This is a genomic window from Williamsia sp. Leaf354, from assembly GCF_001424365.1.
In the GTDB taxonomy this organism is placed as follows: Bacteria; Actinomycetota; Actinomycetes; order Mycobacteriales; family Mycobacteriaceae; genus Williamsia_A.
This window is the reverse complement of record NZ_LMPL01000001.1, coordinates 1543308-1558974: the sequence shown is the minus strand read 5'-3', so window position 1 is coordinate 1558974 and position 15667 is coordinate 1543308. Positions and strand designations below refer to the sequence as shown.

20 protein-coding genes are annotated in these 15667 nt (G+C 68.2%); 9 read left to right on the top strand and 11 right to left on the bottom strand.

Annotated elements, in window-relative coordinates; genetic code table 11:
• Positions 1-85: 85 nt before the first annotated feature.
• A complete protein-coding gene (locus ASG12_RS07530) occupies positions 86-1309 on the top strand; it encodes a DUF7373 family lipoprotein (protein WP_055787008.1) in 1224 nt (407 codons plus the stop codon).
• 49 nt (positions 1310-1358) lie between these two features.
• Here ASG12_RS07530 and ASG12_RS07525 read toward each other — a convergent pair whose 3' ends face one another.
• Positions 1359-1670 carry a hypothetical protein gene (locus tag ASG12_RS07525; RefSeq protein ID WP_055787007.1) on the bottom strand — a complete coding sequence of 104 codons (312 nt, stop codon included), beginning with the start codon at positions 1668-1670 and terminating at the stop codon, positions 1359-1361.
• A 247-nt stretch (positions 1671-1917) separates the two neighbouring features.
• Between ASG12_RS07525 and ASG12_RS07520 the strand changes: the two genes are divergently transcribed.
• Positions 1918-2418 (top strand): hypothetical protein, encoded by a 501-nt coding sequence (locus tag ASG12_RS07520; protein WP_156377958.1) that lies wholly within the window; start codon positions 1918-1920, stop codon positions 2416-2418.
• Between the two features lie 43 nt (positions 2419-2461).
• On the opposite strand, the gene ASG12_RS07515 is transcribed toward ASG12_RS07520, so the two are convergent.
• A complete protein-coding gene (locus ASG12_RS07515; protein WP_055787002.1) occupies positions 2462-3211 on the bottom strand; it encodes an SIR2 family NAD-dependent protein deacylase in 750 nt (249 codons plus the stop codon).
• Positions 3212-3306: 95 nt separating this feature from the next.
• On the opposite strand from ASG12_RS07515, the gene ASG12_RS07510 reads away from it, so the two are divergent.
• The gene (locus ASG12_RS07510; RefSeq protein WP_055786999.1) at positions 3307-3636 is read left to right on the top strand and encodes a hypothetical protein; all 330 of its coding nucleotides are present in this window, start codon (positions 3307-3309) and stop codon (positions 3634-3636) included.
• A 25-nt stretch (positions 3637-3661) separates the two neighbouring features.
• Here ASG12_RS07510 and ASG12_RS21965 read toward each other — a convergent pair whose 3' ends face one another.
• The 7 genes from ASG12_RS21965 to ASG12_RS07475 form a co-directional block, all read right to left on the bottom strand.
• The gene (locus ASG12_RS21965) at positions 3662-3937 is read right to left on the bottom strand and encodes a hypothetical protein (protein ID WP_055786997.1); all 276 of its coding nucleotides are present in this window, start codon (positions 3935-3937) and stop codon (positions 3662-3664) included.
• Positions 3938-4010: 73 nt separating this feature from the next.
• Entirely contained in the window at positions 4011-4757 is a 747-nt protein-coding gene (locus ASG12_RS07500) for a hypothetical protein (protein WP_055786994.1), read from the bottom strand.
• 90 nt (positions 4758-4847) lie between these two features.
• On the bottom strand, positions 4848-6332 hold the full coding sequence (locus ASG12_RS07495) for a signal peptidase I (RefSeq protein ID WP_055786991.1): 1485 nt from the start codon (positions 6330-6332) through the stop codon (positions 4848-4850).
• Between the two features lies 1 nt (position 6333).
• The gene (locus ASG12_RS07490) at positions 6334-6900 is read right to left on the bottom strand and encodes a SipW-dependent-type signal peptide-containing protein (RefSeq protein WP_055786989.1); all 567 of its coding nucleotides are present in this window, start codon (positions 6898-6900) and stop codon (positions 6334-6336) included.
• Positions 6901-6902: 2 nt separating this feature from the next.
• Entirely contained in the window at positions 6903-7478 is a 576-nt protein-coding gene (locus ASG12_RS07485; RefSeq protein ID WP_055786986.1) for a signal peptidase I, read from the bottom strand.
• The gene (locus ASG12_RS07480) at positions 7475-8041 is read right to left on the bottom strand and encodes a hypothetical protein (protein ID WP_055786983.1); all 567 of its coding nucleotides are present in this window, start codon (positions 8039-8041) and stop codon (positions 7475-7477) included. The genes ASG12_RS07485 and ASG12_RS07480 overlap by 4 nt, the downstream gene beginning before the upstream one ends.
• 2 nt (positions 8042-8043) lie before the next feature.
• On the bottom strand, positions 8044-8580 hold the full coding sequence (locus tag ASG12_RS07475; protein ID WP_055786981.1) for an alternate-type signal peptide domain-containing protein: 537 nt from the start codon (positions 8578-8580) through the stop codon (positions 8044-8046).
• A 348-nt stretch (positions 8581-8928) separates the two neighbouring features.
• Here ASG12_RS07475 and ASG12_RS07470 point away from each other — a divergent pair, with 348 nt between their 5' ends.
• The 4 genes from ASG12_RS07470 to ASG12_RS07455 all read left to right on the top strand — a co-directional run bounded on the left by ASG12_RS07470 (position 8929) and on the right by ASG12_RS07455 (position 12595).
• Positions 8929-9909, top strand: coding sequence for an isopenicillin N synthase family dioxygenase (locus tag ASG12_RS07470; RefSeq protein WP_055786978.1), 981 nt, complete (start codon positions 8929-8931; stop codon positions 9907-9909).
• 134 nt (positions 9910-10043) lie between these two features.
• Entirely contained in the window at positions 10044-10352 is a 309-nt protein-coding gene (locus ASG12_RS07465; protein ID WP_156377957.1) for a hypothetical protein, read from the top strand.
• A gap of 6 nt (positions 10353-10358) precedes the next feature.
• Entirely contained in the window at positions 10359-12071 is a 1713-nt protein-coding gene (locus ASG12_RS07460; protein WP_055786974.1) for an alpha/beta hydrolase, read from the top strand.
• Entirely contained in the window at positions 12068-12595 is a 528-nt protein-coding gene (locus ASG12_RS07455) for a hypothetical protein (protein ID WP_055786972.1), read from the top strand. The genes ASG12_RS07460 and ASG12_RS07455 overlap by 4 nt, the downstream gene beginning before the upstream one ends.
• Positions 12596-12604: 9 nt before the next feature.
• Here the strand turns inward: ASG12_RS07455 and ASG12_RS07450 are convergent, their stop codons facing one another.
• Positions 12605-13180 (bottom strand): GNAT family N-acetyltransferase, encoded by a 576-nt coding sequence (locus ASG12_RS07450; RefSeq protein ID WP_055786969.1) that lies wholly within the window; start codon positions 13178-13180, stop codon positions 12605-12607.
• Positions 13181-13286: 106 nt separating this feature from the next.
• Here ASG12_RS07450 and ASG12_RS07445 point away from each other — a divergent pair, with 106 nt between their 5' ends.
• A complete protein-coding gene (locus ASG12_RS07445) occupies positions 13287-13625 on the top strand; it encodes a hypothetical protein (protein WP_055786966.1) in 339 nt (112 codons plus the stop codon).
• On the opposite strand, the gene ASG12_RS07440 is transcribed toward ASG12_RS07445, so the two are convergent.
• The gene (locus ASG12_RS07440) at positions 13605-14915 is read right to left on the bottom strand and encodes a uracil-xanthine permease family protein (RefSeq protein ID WP_055786963.1); all 1311 of its coding nucleotides are present in this window, start codon (positions 14913-14915) and stop codon (positions 13605-13607) included. The genes ASG12_RS07445 and ASG12_RS07440 overlap by 21 nt on opposite strands.
• 112 nt (positions 14916-15027) lie before the next feature.
• Here ASG12_RS07440 and pnuC point away from each other — a divergent pair, with 112 nt between their 5' ends.
• Positions 15028-15666 (top strand): nicotinamide riboside transporter PnuC, encoded by a 639-nt coding sequence (pnuC, locus tag ASG12_RS07435; protein WP_055786960.1) that lies wholly within the window; start codon positions 15028-15030, stop codon positions 15664-15666.
• Position 15667: the final 1 nt, after the last annotated feature.

Genomic DNA, 15667 nt, shown 5'->3' with positions numbered 1-15667 from the left:
CCTTACGGTTACGGCAGCTTTTCAACCGGTACCGTTACCGCGACTCACGTACGACGAAGGGGATTGCATGCGCAGGACAGCAGAGGTGACCGCCGTACTGATCGGTGCCGTGATGGTGGTGGCGGGATGTAGCAGCGGATCGACCAATCGCACCGACGGCTCGGCACGGCCCGCTGCATCGACAGCGTCGTCGGCGCCGTCGGAGTCCGCATCGGCCGCCGGGCCGCTCGACACAGGCACCTACGCCACCACCGCTCGTGCACCGTTCGGCACCGCGAACGGCGATGAGCTACCGGAGCTCGAGAGCCAGCGCCTTGCCGAGTTCGTGACCCTCCCCCAGGAGATCGACAATCGGTTCACACAGGCGGCATTGCCGTTCGGCGCGGTCGTCAACACCGCCGCGGCCACCGACCTGCTCGGCGGAGCCGACGCGGCGGCGGCAGCCATCGGGAACAAGTTGATCGCCGGGTTCTACGGATCGGCGAGCGCCCCCAAGGACAAGGCCGATCAATCGGTCGCGTCCATCACCCACGGCGTGATCCGTTTCAAGACTCCCGCCGACGCGGATCGCGCGGGTCAGGCGATCTACACCGCGATGCTCGCCGCTCGCACGGACCGGTTCGACAACCCCCAGCCGGCGCCCCAGAAGGTGGCCATCCCGACGCTGGCCGGTTCACTGGTGCTCCGGTACTCGAACCCGCGGCTGCCCGGTTACACCGCGCTCACCGTGCACAAGAGTTACCTCGTCGTCGACCAGTTCGTCGAACCCCCCACCGAGAACAACGCCGCTCGCGCTCTCCGGCGCAGTCTCGATCTGCAGATCCCGCTGCTCGACAGGTTCCCGGCAACGGCCACGGGCAGTGGCGCCAACATCGTCAAGGACCAGAACAAGGTCTTGATCTACGCCCTCAGCAACCCGAATCCACGAACCGCGCTCAACGACGGCGTGTTCGGGCCGCGTGGTTTCGCGTTCGCATCCGACAAACCACTCGAGGTGGTGCAACAACTCCAGGATGCCGGTGCCGAGCACACAGCGGTCGCGGGAACCATCGTGTTCCGAGCCGCGACCGCTCAGAAGGCCCAGAAGTTGTTCTCGCAGCGCGTGGCGTTCTTCGCCACCGACCCCGCGGCATCGCCGCAAGGACTCCCCTCGGCGAAGTGCATCAGTGACGGCGCGACGAAGAACATCTGCTGGATCGTCAACGGGCGCTACATCGGAGAGGCACAGAACCAGGACCTCAAGGCCGCACAGCAGGCGATCTCGGCCCAGTACAAGGTCCTGCTGACCGCCGACCAGAACGCGAACTGACGGTGTCGATGGCCGCCCGCGAACCCGATGCGGCCATCGACCCCTCCGCTCACTCGTGGAACAGCTGATTGGCGTCGTGCTCGTCGACGGCTGACGGGCTGCTCGTGTCCATGAGATCCATGCTGATCCCGTCGCCGCTCACGTCACCGGCGTAGTCGATGTGGCCGTCGTGGTCGGTGTCGAGGTACTCGGTGTCGGCGTACCCCGAGTCATCGGTGTCGACGTAGACCTTGTCGGGCGTGCCGTCGAAGTCGATGTCGATGGCCTCGTGGTCGGCGAAGGTGTCAGATGGATCGTCGGACGACAGCCACACATCGGGCCGGCCGTCGTCGTCGGTGTCGAGCGTGGTGTGGGTGGACATCGTTGTTCTCCTCGAGTGGTGACGCGGTCTGGGGGCGACAGAGGTCGGTGCTCGCCCTTCCACCCGTTGAGATGCGGCGACGAACGCAGTAGTTCCCCCGGGGCTCACGAGCGCCGGTGTGGCAGCCATCACACGCCCGATGTGGCGCGTGGTGAAACCGAACTGCCCTCTCGCGCATCCAAGGGTCATGAGTACACGCGAGAACCGACATGTGTCCGCAGTGGTCGAATCGGGGAGAATCCGGGTGATGTTCGAACGCACCGGTTCGAGCCTGCTGATCGCACCCCGACGAACACTGCTGGCGCACGAACACTCCGGACTCCTCCCCGACCTCGGCGAGCTGGAACTCCGACCGGCCGGCAACATGGTCGGGCCTGAATTGCTGATGGTCGACGTGCCACTGTGGCGCGGGGACGCCGTGTGGCTCGATCTGACGCTCCGTTCGGAGCACCCCGTCGAGGTTGCGGTCCGTCTCGACGGCGGACCCGAGAACACCTGCGTCGTGCCGTCGGACCCGTGGCTCGAACGATGCCGTCGCCGCGACGGTTCGACCACCCAACTGGTCGCGCCCGAGGGCGGTGTCGCGCGACTGGACGTTCAGATCCGCGATGTCGGCGAATCTTTCATGTTCACGCTGCGACTCATCGACGCCACAGCACCGGCGAATAGCCTGCACCGACGCCCGACCCACGAGCCCCTCGAACCGATCGACTACGCCCAACACAACGTCGCCTGGCCGTTCGACTGATGTCTCCTCCTGTGCCACAACGACGCCCGCGGGGCGTCGCGGTTCACGATGTACAGGCGTCGACGATCGCAGGGATCGCGACGGCCGCCGTCGAGCGGATGGTGATGTCGCAGGCGTCGGAGAGGTCGGTCTCGTGGGGATTGATCTCGATGATGGTCGCGCCGGCCGCGCGGGCGATATGCGGCAGGCCGGCGGCGGGGTAGACCACGCCTGACGTCCCGACGAGGACGAAGACATCTGCCGCCTCGGCACGAGCGGTCGCCTCGGCGAAGGCGTTCTGTGGCAACGCTTCCCCGAACCACACGACACCGGGCCGGACGAGTCCCCCGCAATCGCACTCCGGTGGATCGATGCGATCGGTGTCGAGGTCGACCACCTCGGGCTCGTACGCCCGTCCGCAGGTGTCACACCGACATGCGAACAGGCTGCCGTGGACATGGACGACCTCGGTGCTGCCCGCTCGCTCGTGGAGGTCGTCGACGTTCTGGGTCATCACTCGGATGTCGGCCGATCGTGCCCACCCGGCGAGGGCACGATGACCGTCGTTGGGTTCCACCGCGGTCACCATCGCCCGCCGGCGCTGATACCAGGCCCACACCAACGCCGGGTCGTCGTCCCACGCCTCCGGGGTGGCCAGCGTCATCGGGTCGTAGCGCGCCCACAGCCCGGTCTGGACATCACGAAAGGTCGGAACCCCGCTCTCGGCGGACATCCCGGCACCCGTCAGGACGGTCACGGTGCGCGCCGGCGCGATGGCGTCGACGACCGACCGGAGGTCCACGGAGATGCTCATGAGGTCATGATCGCTGCCTGACGACCGAGGGTCCATCGGCGCGGCTGAGTAGATGTACCGATGACGTCTCACCGCTCCGGCTGTGGAATGACGACATGACACAGACACGCGACGCCGTCACCCGACTCGACAACCGCTCCTCCCCCGAGTCCGATGTCCCGAAGTATGCCGCGGTCCTCGGCTGGTCGTTGTTCTTCATCGTCCCAGCGTTGTATCTCGCGGCCATGGGCGAGGCGTTGGGCGGGGGAACATCGGACGATTCGACATCGCTTTTCGTGATCACAGCCGTACTCGCGGTGGTCTCCTTGGGATCCGCCGTGATCGGCGTGACCCGGGGACGAGGCCGAACGCGGAACGCGTGCGTCGTATTGCTTGCGCTCCAGGCCTATCCGCTGATCACCCGGCTCGCCGGTGGCGGGTGGTGATCCGGCGCCGTGCGGCGATCTGCGGTCAGCACCCGCCCGAGTCGCCGCCGCCCGATCCCCCGTCACCCGGACCGCAGGAACCGCCGTCGAAGCCTCCCGACCCGCCGTCCGACCAACTCGTCCCGCCGAGATAGCCCACGCCACCGCCGATGTCCATCGGCGAGGAACGTTTGTAGATCGGGGTGATACCCGCCCGGCCGACACGCTTCGCAGGCTGCTCGGATTGCTCACGATTGGTCTGCTTCACCATCACGCCCACGCCGAGCACGAACGCACTGAGCACCAGAATTGCGATCACCATGTCCGAACCTCCTCGTGTGGGCCTCGTTGATTGTCGCGCAGTCAGTACGAGAAAGCATGGTTGATCGTCGTGGTCAGCCCGTCACGCGCTTCGCTGCGGCGTCGACGACGGTGGAGAACAGCGACTTGTCGGGAGCGGTGCCACCGAGGACGTTGCCGACCTGGACGGTCATGGTGCCGCCGGGCACCGGGATGAGGGCGATCAGCAACACCGAGGTCCGCGGTCCGACGCCGGGGATCTGTGTCCGACTGGTCTGCTGAACGGTCACCGAGTTGTCGATGCCGGGCACCTCGACGCCCGCATCCTCGGTCTGTACCGACGCGGTGAACGACTGGCCATCCACCGACGACGTCAGCTGGTAGCTCGAGCACTCCCCCAGGTTGTATTTTTTGAAGCTGCTCACCGATGCGTTCGAGTTCGATGCAGGGTTGACCGCGGAGATGATCGACGTACCCGCAGAAGCATTGGTGAACAACGCCTTCGGGGCGTTCTCGGCGTCGTCGGTCGACAGGCCCGACAGATCGGGCTGGCACGAGGCGGGTGTGATCGTGGCGTTCTTAGTCGCGTCGAGCACCGACCCGCTCAGGTCACCCGCACCCGCAGGCACCTGCAATGCGGTGAACCCGGCGGGCACGTCGGACTGCTGCAACAGGTAGCTCGACAGGGGCTTGCCGTTGCTCTGCGCGGTCGCGCCGGCGGCGGTGTCGGCGCCCTCCCCCGCGCCGGACGGCAGGGCCGTGGTGCCGTCGGACGAACATCCCGCCAGCACCCCCACACAGGCCGCGACACCGGCGATCGCACCGATGGTCTTCGTGTTCATCGTGACTCCTGGGGCTGCCGGTCGAAAGTACGGGACGAATCGGACGTGAGGTTACCCGAGCGCACGACCTCGTCGACTGGTGCGGAGTCCTCAGCCCACAGGAGCGGTGGTCGGCGCCGCGGCCGCCGTACTCCACACACCGGCGACGCGTGTCAGCGTGGTGACCGTCCCGTCGCGCGCGGTGACGCGCAGGGTGGTGTCGTCGACCCAGCTCACCGACGCCGCCGACAGATCGGCGCGATACTGCTCCGCGCCCGACGCGGTGTCGCGGATGACGACGACACCGTCGGTGACCGACACGGTGCTCGCGCCGTCCGGCGAGGCGACGCCCGGCGCGGCCTGCGCCGTGGGAGCCGGTGACGGCGTGGAGGTGGTGGGTGTCGAACTCAGCCCCGCGGTCGTGGGAGACGACGTGGTCGACGACGGTGCGCTCGAGGCGGCACTCGCGGCAGGTGCCTCCGACGAGGGCGACGTCGAGGTGGATGGTGTCGACGATGTCGTGGCGGGTGCGGCCTGGCGTGCGGCGGCAGCGGTCTGCGACGGCGTCCCGGAGCTCGAACCGCAGGTCACGCTGCCGAGAAAGACCGTGAGGTTGATGGTGACCCGGCCCGTGGACACGAAATTGCCGACCTTGCTGCGCAATTCGACGGAGTACGTGCCCAACAAGCCCAGTCCGAGGGCGCCGGGGGTCGAGGTACGGGACACGAGCAGGCTCGCGGGGTCAGTGGTCGACGCGGCCACCACCGTCGTGATCGGGTTTCCGCCGAGAAAGGTGGGGGTGAACACCAGTTGATAGTCGTAGCCCTGGCTGGCTGCGGGGTTGGGCCACGACAGCCGCGCGCTGGTGGACTGGTTCGCACACGACAGCGACGCGGGTGCGGTCGGTCGGATCGCCGACACGGTTCCCGACGCGGTGGCCGAATCGGTGAGTGCCGCGAGCGTTCCGCTGGTGCGCGCGAACCCGGTGACCGCCGCCGCGACCACCAGCAGTGCGGCCACGACCTGGACGGCGATCGTGCTGCGGCGCAGCGACGTCGGCTCGGGAGCGGCGTGGCGGGCATGGCGCCCGGGCGCCGGGGCATGGGGCGTTCGACGGTCGGGGCAGAAGGCGATCCACAGCAGTCCGAGGGTCGCCAGCGTCGCCAACACCCAGGCGTACGGACTGGCGAACACGCCGAGTACGTACCCCAGTTTCGGGATGTCGAACATCACGCGGTCGACCGCGGTCACCGTGTACGGCGCGGCATCGGCGACGGTGTTCGCGTCACCGCGCAGAGTCATGGTGGTCGAGTTGCCGACGCGGGCGTCGATCGACGCCACGCGGTGGGTGACACGCTCGCCGTCGGGTCGGGTCACGCTGACGATGTCACCGACGGCAACATTCGACGCGGGGACCGACCGGGCGATGGCGACGTCGCCGACACCGATGGTGGGCGCCATCGAACCGGTGCGGAACATCAACGGCGACAGCCCGAATGCGACGCCGGCCACCGCGGCGAGCACACACAGCACACCCGCGATCGCGCCCAGGGTGAGGGCGGTCTCGGCGACGTATCGGCGTGTACGCGGCGTCATCTCAGACACCTGCCGTGCCGGTGAAGGTGAGCGTGACGGTTCCGGACGTACCGGCCAGCGTCGCCAGGGCACTGATGGGCAGGTTGACCTGCACACAGAGGGTTTCGGCGCCGGTGCCGGCGGCGAGCGGGCCGCGTCCGGTGACGAAGGTGGTCGGCGTCGCGGTGATCGTCGCGCCGGTGGTGAGCGCGGTACCCGCAGAGCAGACACCGTTGGTGGCGGTGGCGTTCGGCACCACGGTGAGGGTCATGCCCTGACCGAGGGCGTCGTTGCTCGCCACCGCAGCGGAGTACTGCAGTGCGGTGGTGCCGGCGTTGGATACCGTGATGACCTTCGCGGCCGACTTGCCGGGCAGCAGCCCGTTCGGGGCGAACGCGATGGTCGCGCTCTTCGAGTTGTCGGCGAGGATCGAGATGGTGGCGGTGGTGAAGGTGCCCGAGGTGGTGGTCACCGACGACGACCACAGCGCCAACGTCCCGACAACCCCGATGCCGAGCACCATCCCCACCGAGAGGACCGCCCGGAACCGACGGCTGATGAGCGCGAGACCCAGTGCCCGCAGTCGCATGGTCACGACGCCTTCGTCGCGCGGCGTTCGCGCACAGAGCGCACGAACTGCCATGCCGCGTAACCGAACAGCACACCGGCGATCCCGTAGACGAGGATCAGGCGGGCCGAGCCGGTGATCCAATTGTTGACGTAGCCGAGGTACGGGATCGAGTACCAGAGTTCGCCGCGGATCTGCGCTCGCTGCACCGGCCGGGCGTCGGGCTTGCCGACGGCGTCGCCCTGGGTGGTGAAGATGCGGTTGCCCTGCTGGTCGAACGTCACCCCGACGATGCGGTGGGTGATGACATCGGGTTCGCCCGAACGGATCTGGTAGGTCACGACGTCACCGATGTCGAGATCGGCGGCGACGACCGGACGCACCACGATGAGGGTGCCCGGCGGGTACTTCGGCGTCATCGACGAGGTGAGCACGGTGTACGGCTGCGCGCCGGCGATCTTCGGCACCACGATCGCGGCGAGCAGGATGCCCACCAGGAACAGCAGGACGAGCCAGGTGACGGTCTGCCACAGCCACCAGAGCGGTCCGGTGCGCCGCTGATCGCGTGCGGTGTCGGGCTCGTCGTGCAGGGTGGTCATGGCCTGATCTGTTCTGTTCCGAAGGTGAGAGCGACCTTGTAGGTGGATGATCCGGTGCCGGTGGCGACCGACTGGAGAACGCTGCGGACGCACCAGGTCTCCGACGCGCCGCGGGCGAGCGTCCGCCAGACACCGGTCGTCGCGGCCGGCGTCGAGGTGGTGATCGGCGTGAACGTCGCGGTGCCCGTCAGGGTCCCGGCACCGCACGTCCCGCCGACCGCACCGGAGACCACGATCGTGGCCGCAGGCCCCGAGGTGAGGATCGGTCCGGCGGTGGTGAGCCGATACCGCAGCGGGGTCGATCCGCCGTTGCTGATCACGAGCGGCGCCTGAACCTGCTGACCGGTGAGGACGTTCGCACCCGACAGACCCGGGAACTGGTACGACGAGCCCGACCCGCTACCCGCGACGAGCGTCAGCGCGCCGGTGGTGGCGGTGGCCGATGCGGCGTTGGCACGGTCGGACCACAGGGCACCGGTGGATCGCACCGTCGCGAGCGACAGTGCGACCACCAGGCCCGCGACTGCGACGACGACCAGCCGGGTGAGACCCGACCGACTCATCGTCAGGGACGGATCTGGTTCAGGCTCACCGTCATCCCGGACACGTTGACCGGGGTGTTCTGACTGGTGGTGCCGGTGACATCGGCGAAGGCGACGGTGACCTTCACCTCGACGGTGCGCGCGGCGCCCGGGACGATGGTGACGGCGGTGCCGGGGGTGCCCGCGGTGCCGGCGACGGTCGCGCTCGGTGTGAGAGTGACGCCGGTGGGCAAGGCGCCCGCGGTACCCGGATTGACCGTGACCTCGGCCTTCATGTTCTTACCAGTGGCCAGCGCGGTGTAGGTGGTCGTGTACTCCCAGGTGTCCTGCGGCACGAGGAAGTCGGTGACCGGGTTGATGGTGGTGCCGCCGACGATGCCGTTGGTCGACACGTCCTTCCACGTGGGGGTCCCGACTGCGGTCAGCTTCAACTGACCGGTGGTCACGGTGCCGTTGGCGCCCGTCGCGGTGTCGCTCCACAGCGCGTACGAACCGGCACCGCCGAGGAGGACGACGACGGCGGCACCTGCAGCGAGTGCACCCTTGGCATTGCGATTCATTTCGACCTCTGGACAGTCATGGGCTCCACGCGGAGCCGGGTGATGGGGTGACGAGCGCATGGGAGTCGTGAACCTCTGCCGCTTCGTCTGCACCAGATGGACGCCACGCGCGCGCGGGTTCACGACAGTGAACTCGCAGTGGCCTCACATGAATCTCACGGGGATTGTCGCAAATGTCGGCCTGCCCGTTACATCTTTTCCGAAAACGTAATTTCGATGTGGCCGCAACGTCCTGACCGCTGCTTTTACGACTGCGGACCCCTGCGGAGTCCTCGGGGTTCGGCTCAGCGCTGCGGGAAATCCTCCGCCGTCGCCGCTGGGTGCCGACACACACCTATCGTCGAACCCATGCTGCCGGTGATCTCTCTCCCCGACCTCGACACCGCCGCGGGACGCAGGCGCCTGGCCCAGGTGAGCAGCGAGGTCGGGTTCTTCCACCTCGTCGACCACGGAGTCCCGGACTCGTCGATCAACCGCATCCGTGACGCCGCGCGGGCCTTCTTCGCCCTGCCCGACGCCGACAAGCAGGCCATCGCGATGATCAACAGCCCCCACTTCCGGGGCTACAACCAGCTCGGTGGCGAACTGACGAACGGTTCGGTCGACCGGCGCGAACAGATCGACATCGGACCCGAACGGCAACCACTGCCCGACGCCCGCGGCCCGATGCGACTACAGGGCCCCAACCAGTGGCCCGCCGCACCGCCCGAACTCCGCGAGGCCGTCGCCGCCTACGACACCGAGTTGGCGCGGGTGTCGCGGGACCTGCTGTCGCGGTGGGCGGTGGCGCTGGGCGCATCGGCCGACACCTTCACCGAGTCCTTCGCCCTGCCCGCGACGCTCATCAAGCTCATCCGCTACCCGGCGCGCACCGACGACCGCGCGGTGGACGACCAGGGCGTCGGCGCGCACAAGGACTCCGGGGTGCTCACCATCCTGTTGCTGGAGAACGACTCCCGCGGGTTGCAGGTCGAGCGCGCCGACGGCACGTGGATCGACGCACCCGCGGTCGAGGGCGCCTTCATCGTCAACATCGGCGAGATGCTGGAGGTCGCCACCGACGGCTACCTCAAGGCCACGCGGCATCGGGTGCTGACCGCGCCGCACGCCCCCGAACGTCTGTCGATCCCCTACTTCTTCGCCCCCTCGCTCGACGCGGTGATCCCCACCATCGGCGCCCCCGACGGCGCGCAGGCCCCCGGCATCACGGCCGACCCCGCGAATCCCCTGTTCGCGACCTACGGCGAGAACACGTGGAAGAGCCGTACCCGCGCGCACCCCGACGTGTACCGCCGCTGGTATCCCGACGAGGCGTTCACCGCGCACTGACCGCCTTCTCCCCAGTTACTTCGGGCCACAGTGGGTCTGTGCACGGAGGGCACCGAGCTCGCCGCCTCGGACATACCGGACAGTTAGTGTGGCCACACCACCATCGGCCCGACCGTCAGCGAGGAGTGTGCACCGTGTCCGACGTGATGAAGGCCGACCTCGACGCCATCCGCGCACTGGCGGGCAAGCAACACACCAGCGCAACGACGATCCGCGGTCTCGACGTCGGAAAGGCCTTCAGCGCAACGATCTCCGGGTTGGCCGGGTCGGACGTCGCGGCCGTGTGTGCTCGCGCCGAAGCGTCCGTGGAGTCCGCGCTGGCCGAGGTGGCGGCACGGGTGGACGCTCTCGCCGCCGCCAACCGCGCCGCGGCCGACACCGTCGGCCTCGCCGACGACACGTACGCGGCCGGTATCCGCGCGACGCTGAACATGGAGCCGTAACCACCGATGAGCAGTCCGACGGTGTCGCAGGTGCGCGCGTGGAGCACGCAGGGTTCGGCACTCACCGACACGGCCGCGCAGATCGACTCGACGGTCGACGCCTTCGACGCCGTGATGAACGACCTCCTGCGCGGCGTCGACGCGGTGTCGCAGAGCTGGCAGGGCGACGCGGCGCGAGCATCATCGGCGCAGGCCGATGCGGAGAAGCAGTTCAGCAACCGTCTCGGGATCGCGATCCTCGACATCGCCGATGACATCAATCGCCTCGGCCCCACGTTCGTCCGCTCGTGTGAGGTTGCCCGTTCGCTCGCCGACTCGCTCACCGGTGGCGGTTACCTCGTCGCCGACAACGGGACGGTGACCCCACCGGCCGACGCGCGTCCGGGGCATCCCGTCGACGTGCCGGCCGGCGCCGACGGGGCCGTGGCCGCGACCATCGCGGCGACGAATGCCGCTGTGCACCAGCAGGACCTGATGGCGGCGCTCGCGACCGCCGGGCAGGCCGACGCCGATCTCGCACGACAGGTCGAGGCTGCACTCGTCGCGCTCGGTCAGGCCGCCGACCGGGCGACGACGTCGGTACCGGTACGTCCGGAGGTGTCGGCGATCGTCGACGGTCGTGCGTCGCTGCCGTCGGACCCGAAGGCGCTCAACGCGTTCTGGGACACGTTGAGCGCGAACGAGAAGGCAGCGCTGTGGAACGCCGATCGATCGGTCGGCAACCGGGACGGGATACCGGCGGCCGATCGCGACCACTTCAACCGCCGCCACCTCGCCGAGATGGAGATCGCCGAGCGCGCGAAGGTCAACGACTACATCGCGGCGAACCCCTACATCAAGGACGGGAAGGTGACCGCCGCACCCGGCCCCGGCGGCTACGTCGCCGACGGTCGACGAGAAGACGAGTTCTCGAAGGTCACCGAGAGGTACCGAGCCCTCACCGGGCTGGAGAAGGCACTCGACGACCCGACCGGCTCGAATCCGCGGTTCCTGCTGCAGGTCGACGACCGAGGACGCGGCGCGGTGGCGGTCAACAACCCCGACACCGCCGCGAACGTGACCACCTACGTCCCCGGCACCGGCTCGAACCTGGGCAACATCGGCGGCGGCATCGACCGCGCCCAGACGATGGTGGGCGCGGCCGAACGCGCCGATCCGCGCGCGGCGACCTCGGTGGTGGCCTGGTACGGATACGACGCACCGCAGGGTCTCGGCGCGGCCGCGGGTCCGGCGTCGGCCGCCGGTGCGGCCGGCCCCCTCGACTCCTTCCAGGACGGGCTGCGCGCCACCCACGAGGGCGCCTCTCCCTCCCACAACACGGTGCTGGGCCACAGTTACGGCACCGTGGTGGTGGGCGAAGCCGCGTCGGAGGGGCACACCCTCGACGCCGACGACCTGGTGTTCCTCGCCAGCCCCGGCATCGGTGGCCCGAACTCACCCGACGACCTGTCGCTGACCGGAGTCGCGCCATCGGACATGGCGCAGCACGTGTACGCGAGCACCTCGACCACCGATCCCATCGGGCTCACCGAGGGCATCCACGGCATCAGCCCGAACAACCCCGAGTTCGGCGCGCAGCGATTCACCTCCGACCACAGCAACCACCCACGCCTGAGCGACCACAGCGCCTACTGGGACACCCACCCCGACGGCACCCAGAACCAGGCGTTGACGAATATGGCGCTCATCATGACCGGACGGGGAGACGAGACCGAATGACCGCGTGGCGCAGCATCGCATCGCTGGTCGTGTGCCTCGGCGCGCTCACCGCATGTACCGACGAAGGGAACTCCCCGATGGTCACCAACGACGAGGCACACAAGCAGATCATCACGCGATTCCAGGAGCTCGCCGATGGGCTGTCGTGGCCGGGCGCCACGCTCACCGTGGAGTTGCCCGGACTCCCCAACTCCGAGCAGACGCCGAATCCGGCGCCCTGCAACGGCAACGACGACGATCCCGACCAGCCCTACCGCTGGCAGTTCGCGATGTGGGTGCTGCTGCCCGCCGACACCGACGCGGCGCGCGCCCGCACCACGACCGCCGACGCGCTGACCGCCGCGGGATGGACGGTCACCACCAGCGGCCGCGGCGTCATCGACGGCACCGGATTCGACGGCTACACCGTGAACGTCCTCGCCAACCCCGATACGGTCCCGGTGTCGATCAGCTCACCCTGCTTCCCCAAGACCCAGCTCGATCGCGCGATGCAGTGGCCGCGGACGATCACCGGTCAACCCTGAGGCCCTGCCTCAGGTGAGGTCGCGGCGCATGACGAGTCGCGGCATCTTCGACGCCACCGCATCGGTCTCGCCGATCACCTCGAAACCGGAGGCTGCGAACATCCTCCGCGTACCCACGAAGGCCATCGTCGTGTCCATCCGACCGGGAGGGTCGACCGGATAGGCCTCCACCGCAGGGGCTCCCGCCCGCCGCGCGTACTCGACGGCACCGTCGATCACCTGGCCCGCCACCCCCTGCTTGCGGTGACCACCCCGCACCACGACGCACACGATGCTCCACACCGCGACGTCGTCGACCGGCCGGATGAGCTTGCTGTTGACCAGCCGCGTGATCTCCGACCGGGGCCCGATGTTGCACCACCCCACCGGGACCCCGTCGCGGTAGGCGACCACGCCGGGTGGGTGTTCGCGCTCGGTGAGTCGCCGCATCGCCTGTTCACGACTGCCCTCGCCGAGCTCCTCGATCTCGCGCAGCCTGATCCGATGCGACAGACACCAACAGTGGGTCGCGCGCCGATTCGGGTTGATCACGTCGGCGAAATCCTCGAACCGATCGGGCGTGACCGGATGCGTCTCCCATGTCATGCGTCCAGGATCGGCGATCCCGGCATTCCGGGCGAGTGGTTTCCGCGCATTCGACGTGAGTAGAGCTACTCTGCCGCGATTCGCCGCGCGGCGGTGGAATCAGGTCATGCTCACCACCGAGACCACACACCAGCCCCTGCCCGACGAGCGCCGACGCGCGATCGGGACCGTCGCCGCCCTCATCGCGGTGCTGGGCGCGATCGTCGCTCCGGCCCTCGTCCTGTCGCTGCTGGGTCAACCCGAGTTCGCGTCGGACTTCGAATCGGGCACGCACGACGCCGATTACAGCTCGATGCCCCTTGCGTTGTGGGCGGCGATCATCGCCACCGCATCGGCGTTCATCGGTGCCGTCGGCGGCCGGGGACCCGGCCAGATGGTCTGTGTTCTCCTCTGCATCCCGCCTGTTTTCGTGCTGCTGGCCGGACTACTGGGCGGAGCGCTCTGAGACGGCCGGTTCGTCGTGCGCGGTGACCGTTCCACGCCAGCCGCCGATGATGCGCATGGCGTGGAAGATGACCAGTGCGGCGACGGCACCGAGGGCGATGCCGCCGAAGCTGAGATCACCGATGGTCCAGCTGAAGTCGGCGATACCGATGACCAGCGGGATCGCCGCGGTGAACTGGTTGATCGGCTTGGAGAAGTCGACGCGACTGCTGACCCAGATGTTGACACCGAGGATGCCGACGAGGCCGTAGAGCGCGGTGGTGACGCCACCGAGCACACCCGGCGGGATCGACGCGATGACCGCACCCACCTTCGGCGACAGTCCGAGCAACACCGCAGCGATGCCGGCGACCCAGTAGGCGGCCGTCGAGTAGACCTTCGTCGCGGCCATCACACCGATGTTCTCGGCGTAGGTGGTGGTCGCCGAACCGCCGCCGCTGCCTGCGAGGACGGTGGCGATGCCGTCGGCGGCGAGTGCACGACCGATCTGCTTGTCGTAGTCGATCCCGGTCATGGTCTGGATGGACTTCACGTGACCGATGTTCTCCACAACGAGCACCAGCACGACCGGGATGAACAACGGCAGCACCGACAGATGCAGTGTGGGGGTGGTGAAGTCGGGGAAACCGACCCAGCTCGCGGCGCCGATCGCATCGGTCTCGACCTTGCCGCGCGCCAGCGCCAACAGGTAGCCGAGCACCACGCACGCGAAGATGGCGAGACGTCCGACGAGTCCCTTGAACAGGACGAGCACCGCGATCAGGAGGACCAGCACCACGGTCGCGGTGAGCGCGTCCTTCTCGTAGTTCGTCTTCGCGGTGGGCGCGAGGTTGAGGCCGATGACCGCGACGATGGTGCCGGTGATGATCGGCGGCATCAACAGTTCGATCCAGCGGATACCCGCGACATGCACGATGACACCGATGACGACGAGCAGCAGGCCGACCATCACCAGACCACCCAATGCGGATCCCATACCGTCGGACGCTGTCGCCGCGGTGACGGGAGCGATGATCGCGAAGCTCGACCCGAGGTAACTCGGCAGGCGGTTGCGGGTGATGAGCAGGAACAGGATCGTGCCGATGCCGGAGAAGAGCAGTGTGGTGGCAGGCGGGAACCCGGTGAGTACGGGCACGAGGAACGTGGCGCCGAACATGGCGACGACGTGCTGCAAGCCGATGCTGACCGTGCGCGGCCAGGTCAGCCGGTCACCGGGAGCGACGACGGCGTCGGTGCCCGCGACCTTCGTCCACCGGAAGGACGACGCGAACGAGGGGTCTGAGTCTGGCATGACGAACAGTCTGGGCCACGCGCGACGATCTCGCCGTACATCCGTGGATCGGCGGATCGAACCGTGTTAGCCTTTTGTGGTCAGTTCGACTACTAAAGGTTCGGAGGGTGTCATGGGCCTCATCGATTGGCTCGGAACGACCGCGGTGAGCGCGTTGGGGACCCCCGTCTCGTGGGCGGAGTTGATCGGTTTCGTGACCGGCGCCGTGTGCGTATATCTCGTTGCTCGACAGAACATCTGGAACTGGCCGATCGGCATCGCCAACAACGTGGTGTTCATCCTGCTGTTCTTCACCGCCGGCCTCTACGCCGACTCGGCACTGCAACTGATCTACATCGCGTTGGCGATCTGGGGGTGGTACCTCTGGGCAGCGGGGCGCCAGTCGTTGCCACGAGCGGTCACCGGCACCACCGCTCGTCAGTGGGCGGTCCTGGCGGTGGTCGGGGTGATCGCGACCGCCGCGCTCACCGTGCTGCTCGCGACGGCCACCGAATCGACGGTGCCGTTCTTCGATGCCGTGACCACCACACTGTCGCTGCTGGCGACCTGGGGGCAGGCGAAGAAGAAGTGGGAATCGTGGATCCTGTGGATCACCGCCGACGTCATCTACGTGCCGCTGTACCTCTACAAGGAGCTCGCGCTCACCGCTCTGCTCTATGTCGGTTTTCTCGCGCTGTGCGTCGCCGGACTCCGGGCGTGGCGGCGCGACCTCGCCCGACCGGCGGTCGCCGAACCCGTTGCGGTGGCGTGAG

What these genes read in the sequence shown, in the direction of transcription:
- ASG12_RS07495 (WP_055786991.1), bottom strand. Translation starts at nt 6,332, where the DNA reads ATGACGCCGCGTACACGCCGATACGTCGCCGAGACCGCCCTCACCCTG.
- ASG12_RS07455 (WP_055786972.1), top strand. Translation starts at nt 12,068, where the DNA reads ATGACCGCGTGGCGCAGCATCGCATCGCTGGTCGTGTGCCTCGGCGCG.
- ASG12_RS07460 (WP_055786974.1), top strand. Translation starts at nt 10,359, where the DNA reads ATGAGCAGTCCGACGGTGTCGCAGGTGCGCGCGTGGAGCACGCAGGGT.
- ASG12_RS07500 (WP_055786994.1), bottom strand. Translation starts at nt 4,757, where the DNA reads ATGAACACGAAGACCATCGGTGCGATCGCCGGTGTCGCGGCCTGTGTG.
- ASG12_RS07485 (WP_055786986.1), bottom strand. Translation starts at nt 7,478, where the DNA reads ATGACCACCCTGCACGACGAGCCCGACACCGCACGCGATCAGCGGCGC.
- ASG12_RS07510 (WP_055786999.1), top strand. Translation starts at nt 3,307, where the DNA reads ATGACACAGACACGCGACGCCGTCACCCGACTCGACAACCGCTCCTCC.
- pnuC (WP_055786960.1), top strand. Translation starts at nt 15,028, where the DNA reads ATGGGCCTCATCGATTGGCTCGGAACGACCGCGGTGAGCGCGTTGGGG.
- ASG12_RS07445 (WP_055786966.1), top strand. Translation starts at nt 13,287, where the DNA reads ATGCTCACCACCGAGACCACACACCAGCCCCTGCCCGACGAGCGCCGA.
- ASG12_RS07490 (WP_055786989.1), bottom strand. Translation starts at nt 6,900, where the DNA reads ATGCGACTGCGGGCACTGGGTCTCGCGCTCATCAGCCGTCGGTTCCGG.
- ASG12_RS07520 (WP_156377958.1), top strand. Translation starts at nt 1,918, where the DNA reads ATGTTCGAACGCACCGGTTCGAGCCTGCTGATCGCACCCCGACGAACA.
- ASG12_RS07450 (WP_055786969.1), bottom strand. Translation starts at nt 13,180, where the DNA reads ATGACATGGGAGACGCATCCGGTCACGCCCGATCGGTTCGAGGATTTC.
- ASG12_RS07475 (WP_055786981.1), bottom strand. Translation starts at nt 8,580, where the DNA reads ATGAATCGCAATGCCAAGGGTGCACTCGCTGCAGGTGCCGCCGTCGTC.
- ASG12_RS21965 (WP_055786997.1), bottom strand. Translation starts at nt 3,937, where the DNA reads ATGGTGATCGCAATTCTGGTGCTCAGTGCGTTCGTGCTCGGCGTGGGC.
- ASG12_RS07480 (WP_055786983.1), bottom strand. Translation starts at nt 8,041, where the DNA reads ATGAGTCGGTCGGGTCTCACCCGGCTGGTCGTCGTCGCAGTCGCGGGC.
- ASG12_RS07515 (WP_055787002.1), bottom strand. Translation starts at nt 3,211, where the DNA reads ATGAGCATCTCCGTGGACCTCCGGTCGGTCGTCGACGCCATCGCGCCG.
- ASG12_RS07525 (WP_055787007.1), bottom strand. Translation starts at nt 1,670, where the DNA reads ATGTCCACCCACACCACGCTCGACACCGACGACGACGGCCGGCCCGAT.
- ASG12_RS07470 (WP_055786978.1), top strand. Translation starts at nt 8,929, where the DNA reads ATGCTGCCGGTGATCTCTCTCCCCGACCTCGACACCGCCGCGGGACGC.
- ASG12_RS07440 (WP_055786963.1), bottom strand. Translation starts at nt 14,915, where the DNA reads ATGCCAGACTCAGACCCCTCGTTCGCGTCGTCCTTCCGGTGGACGAAG.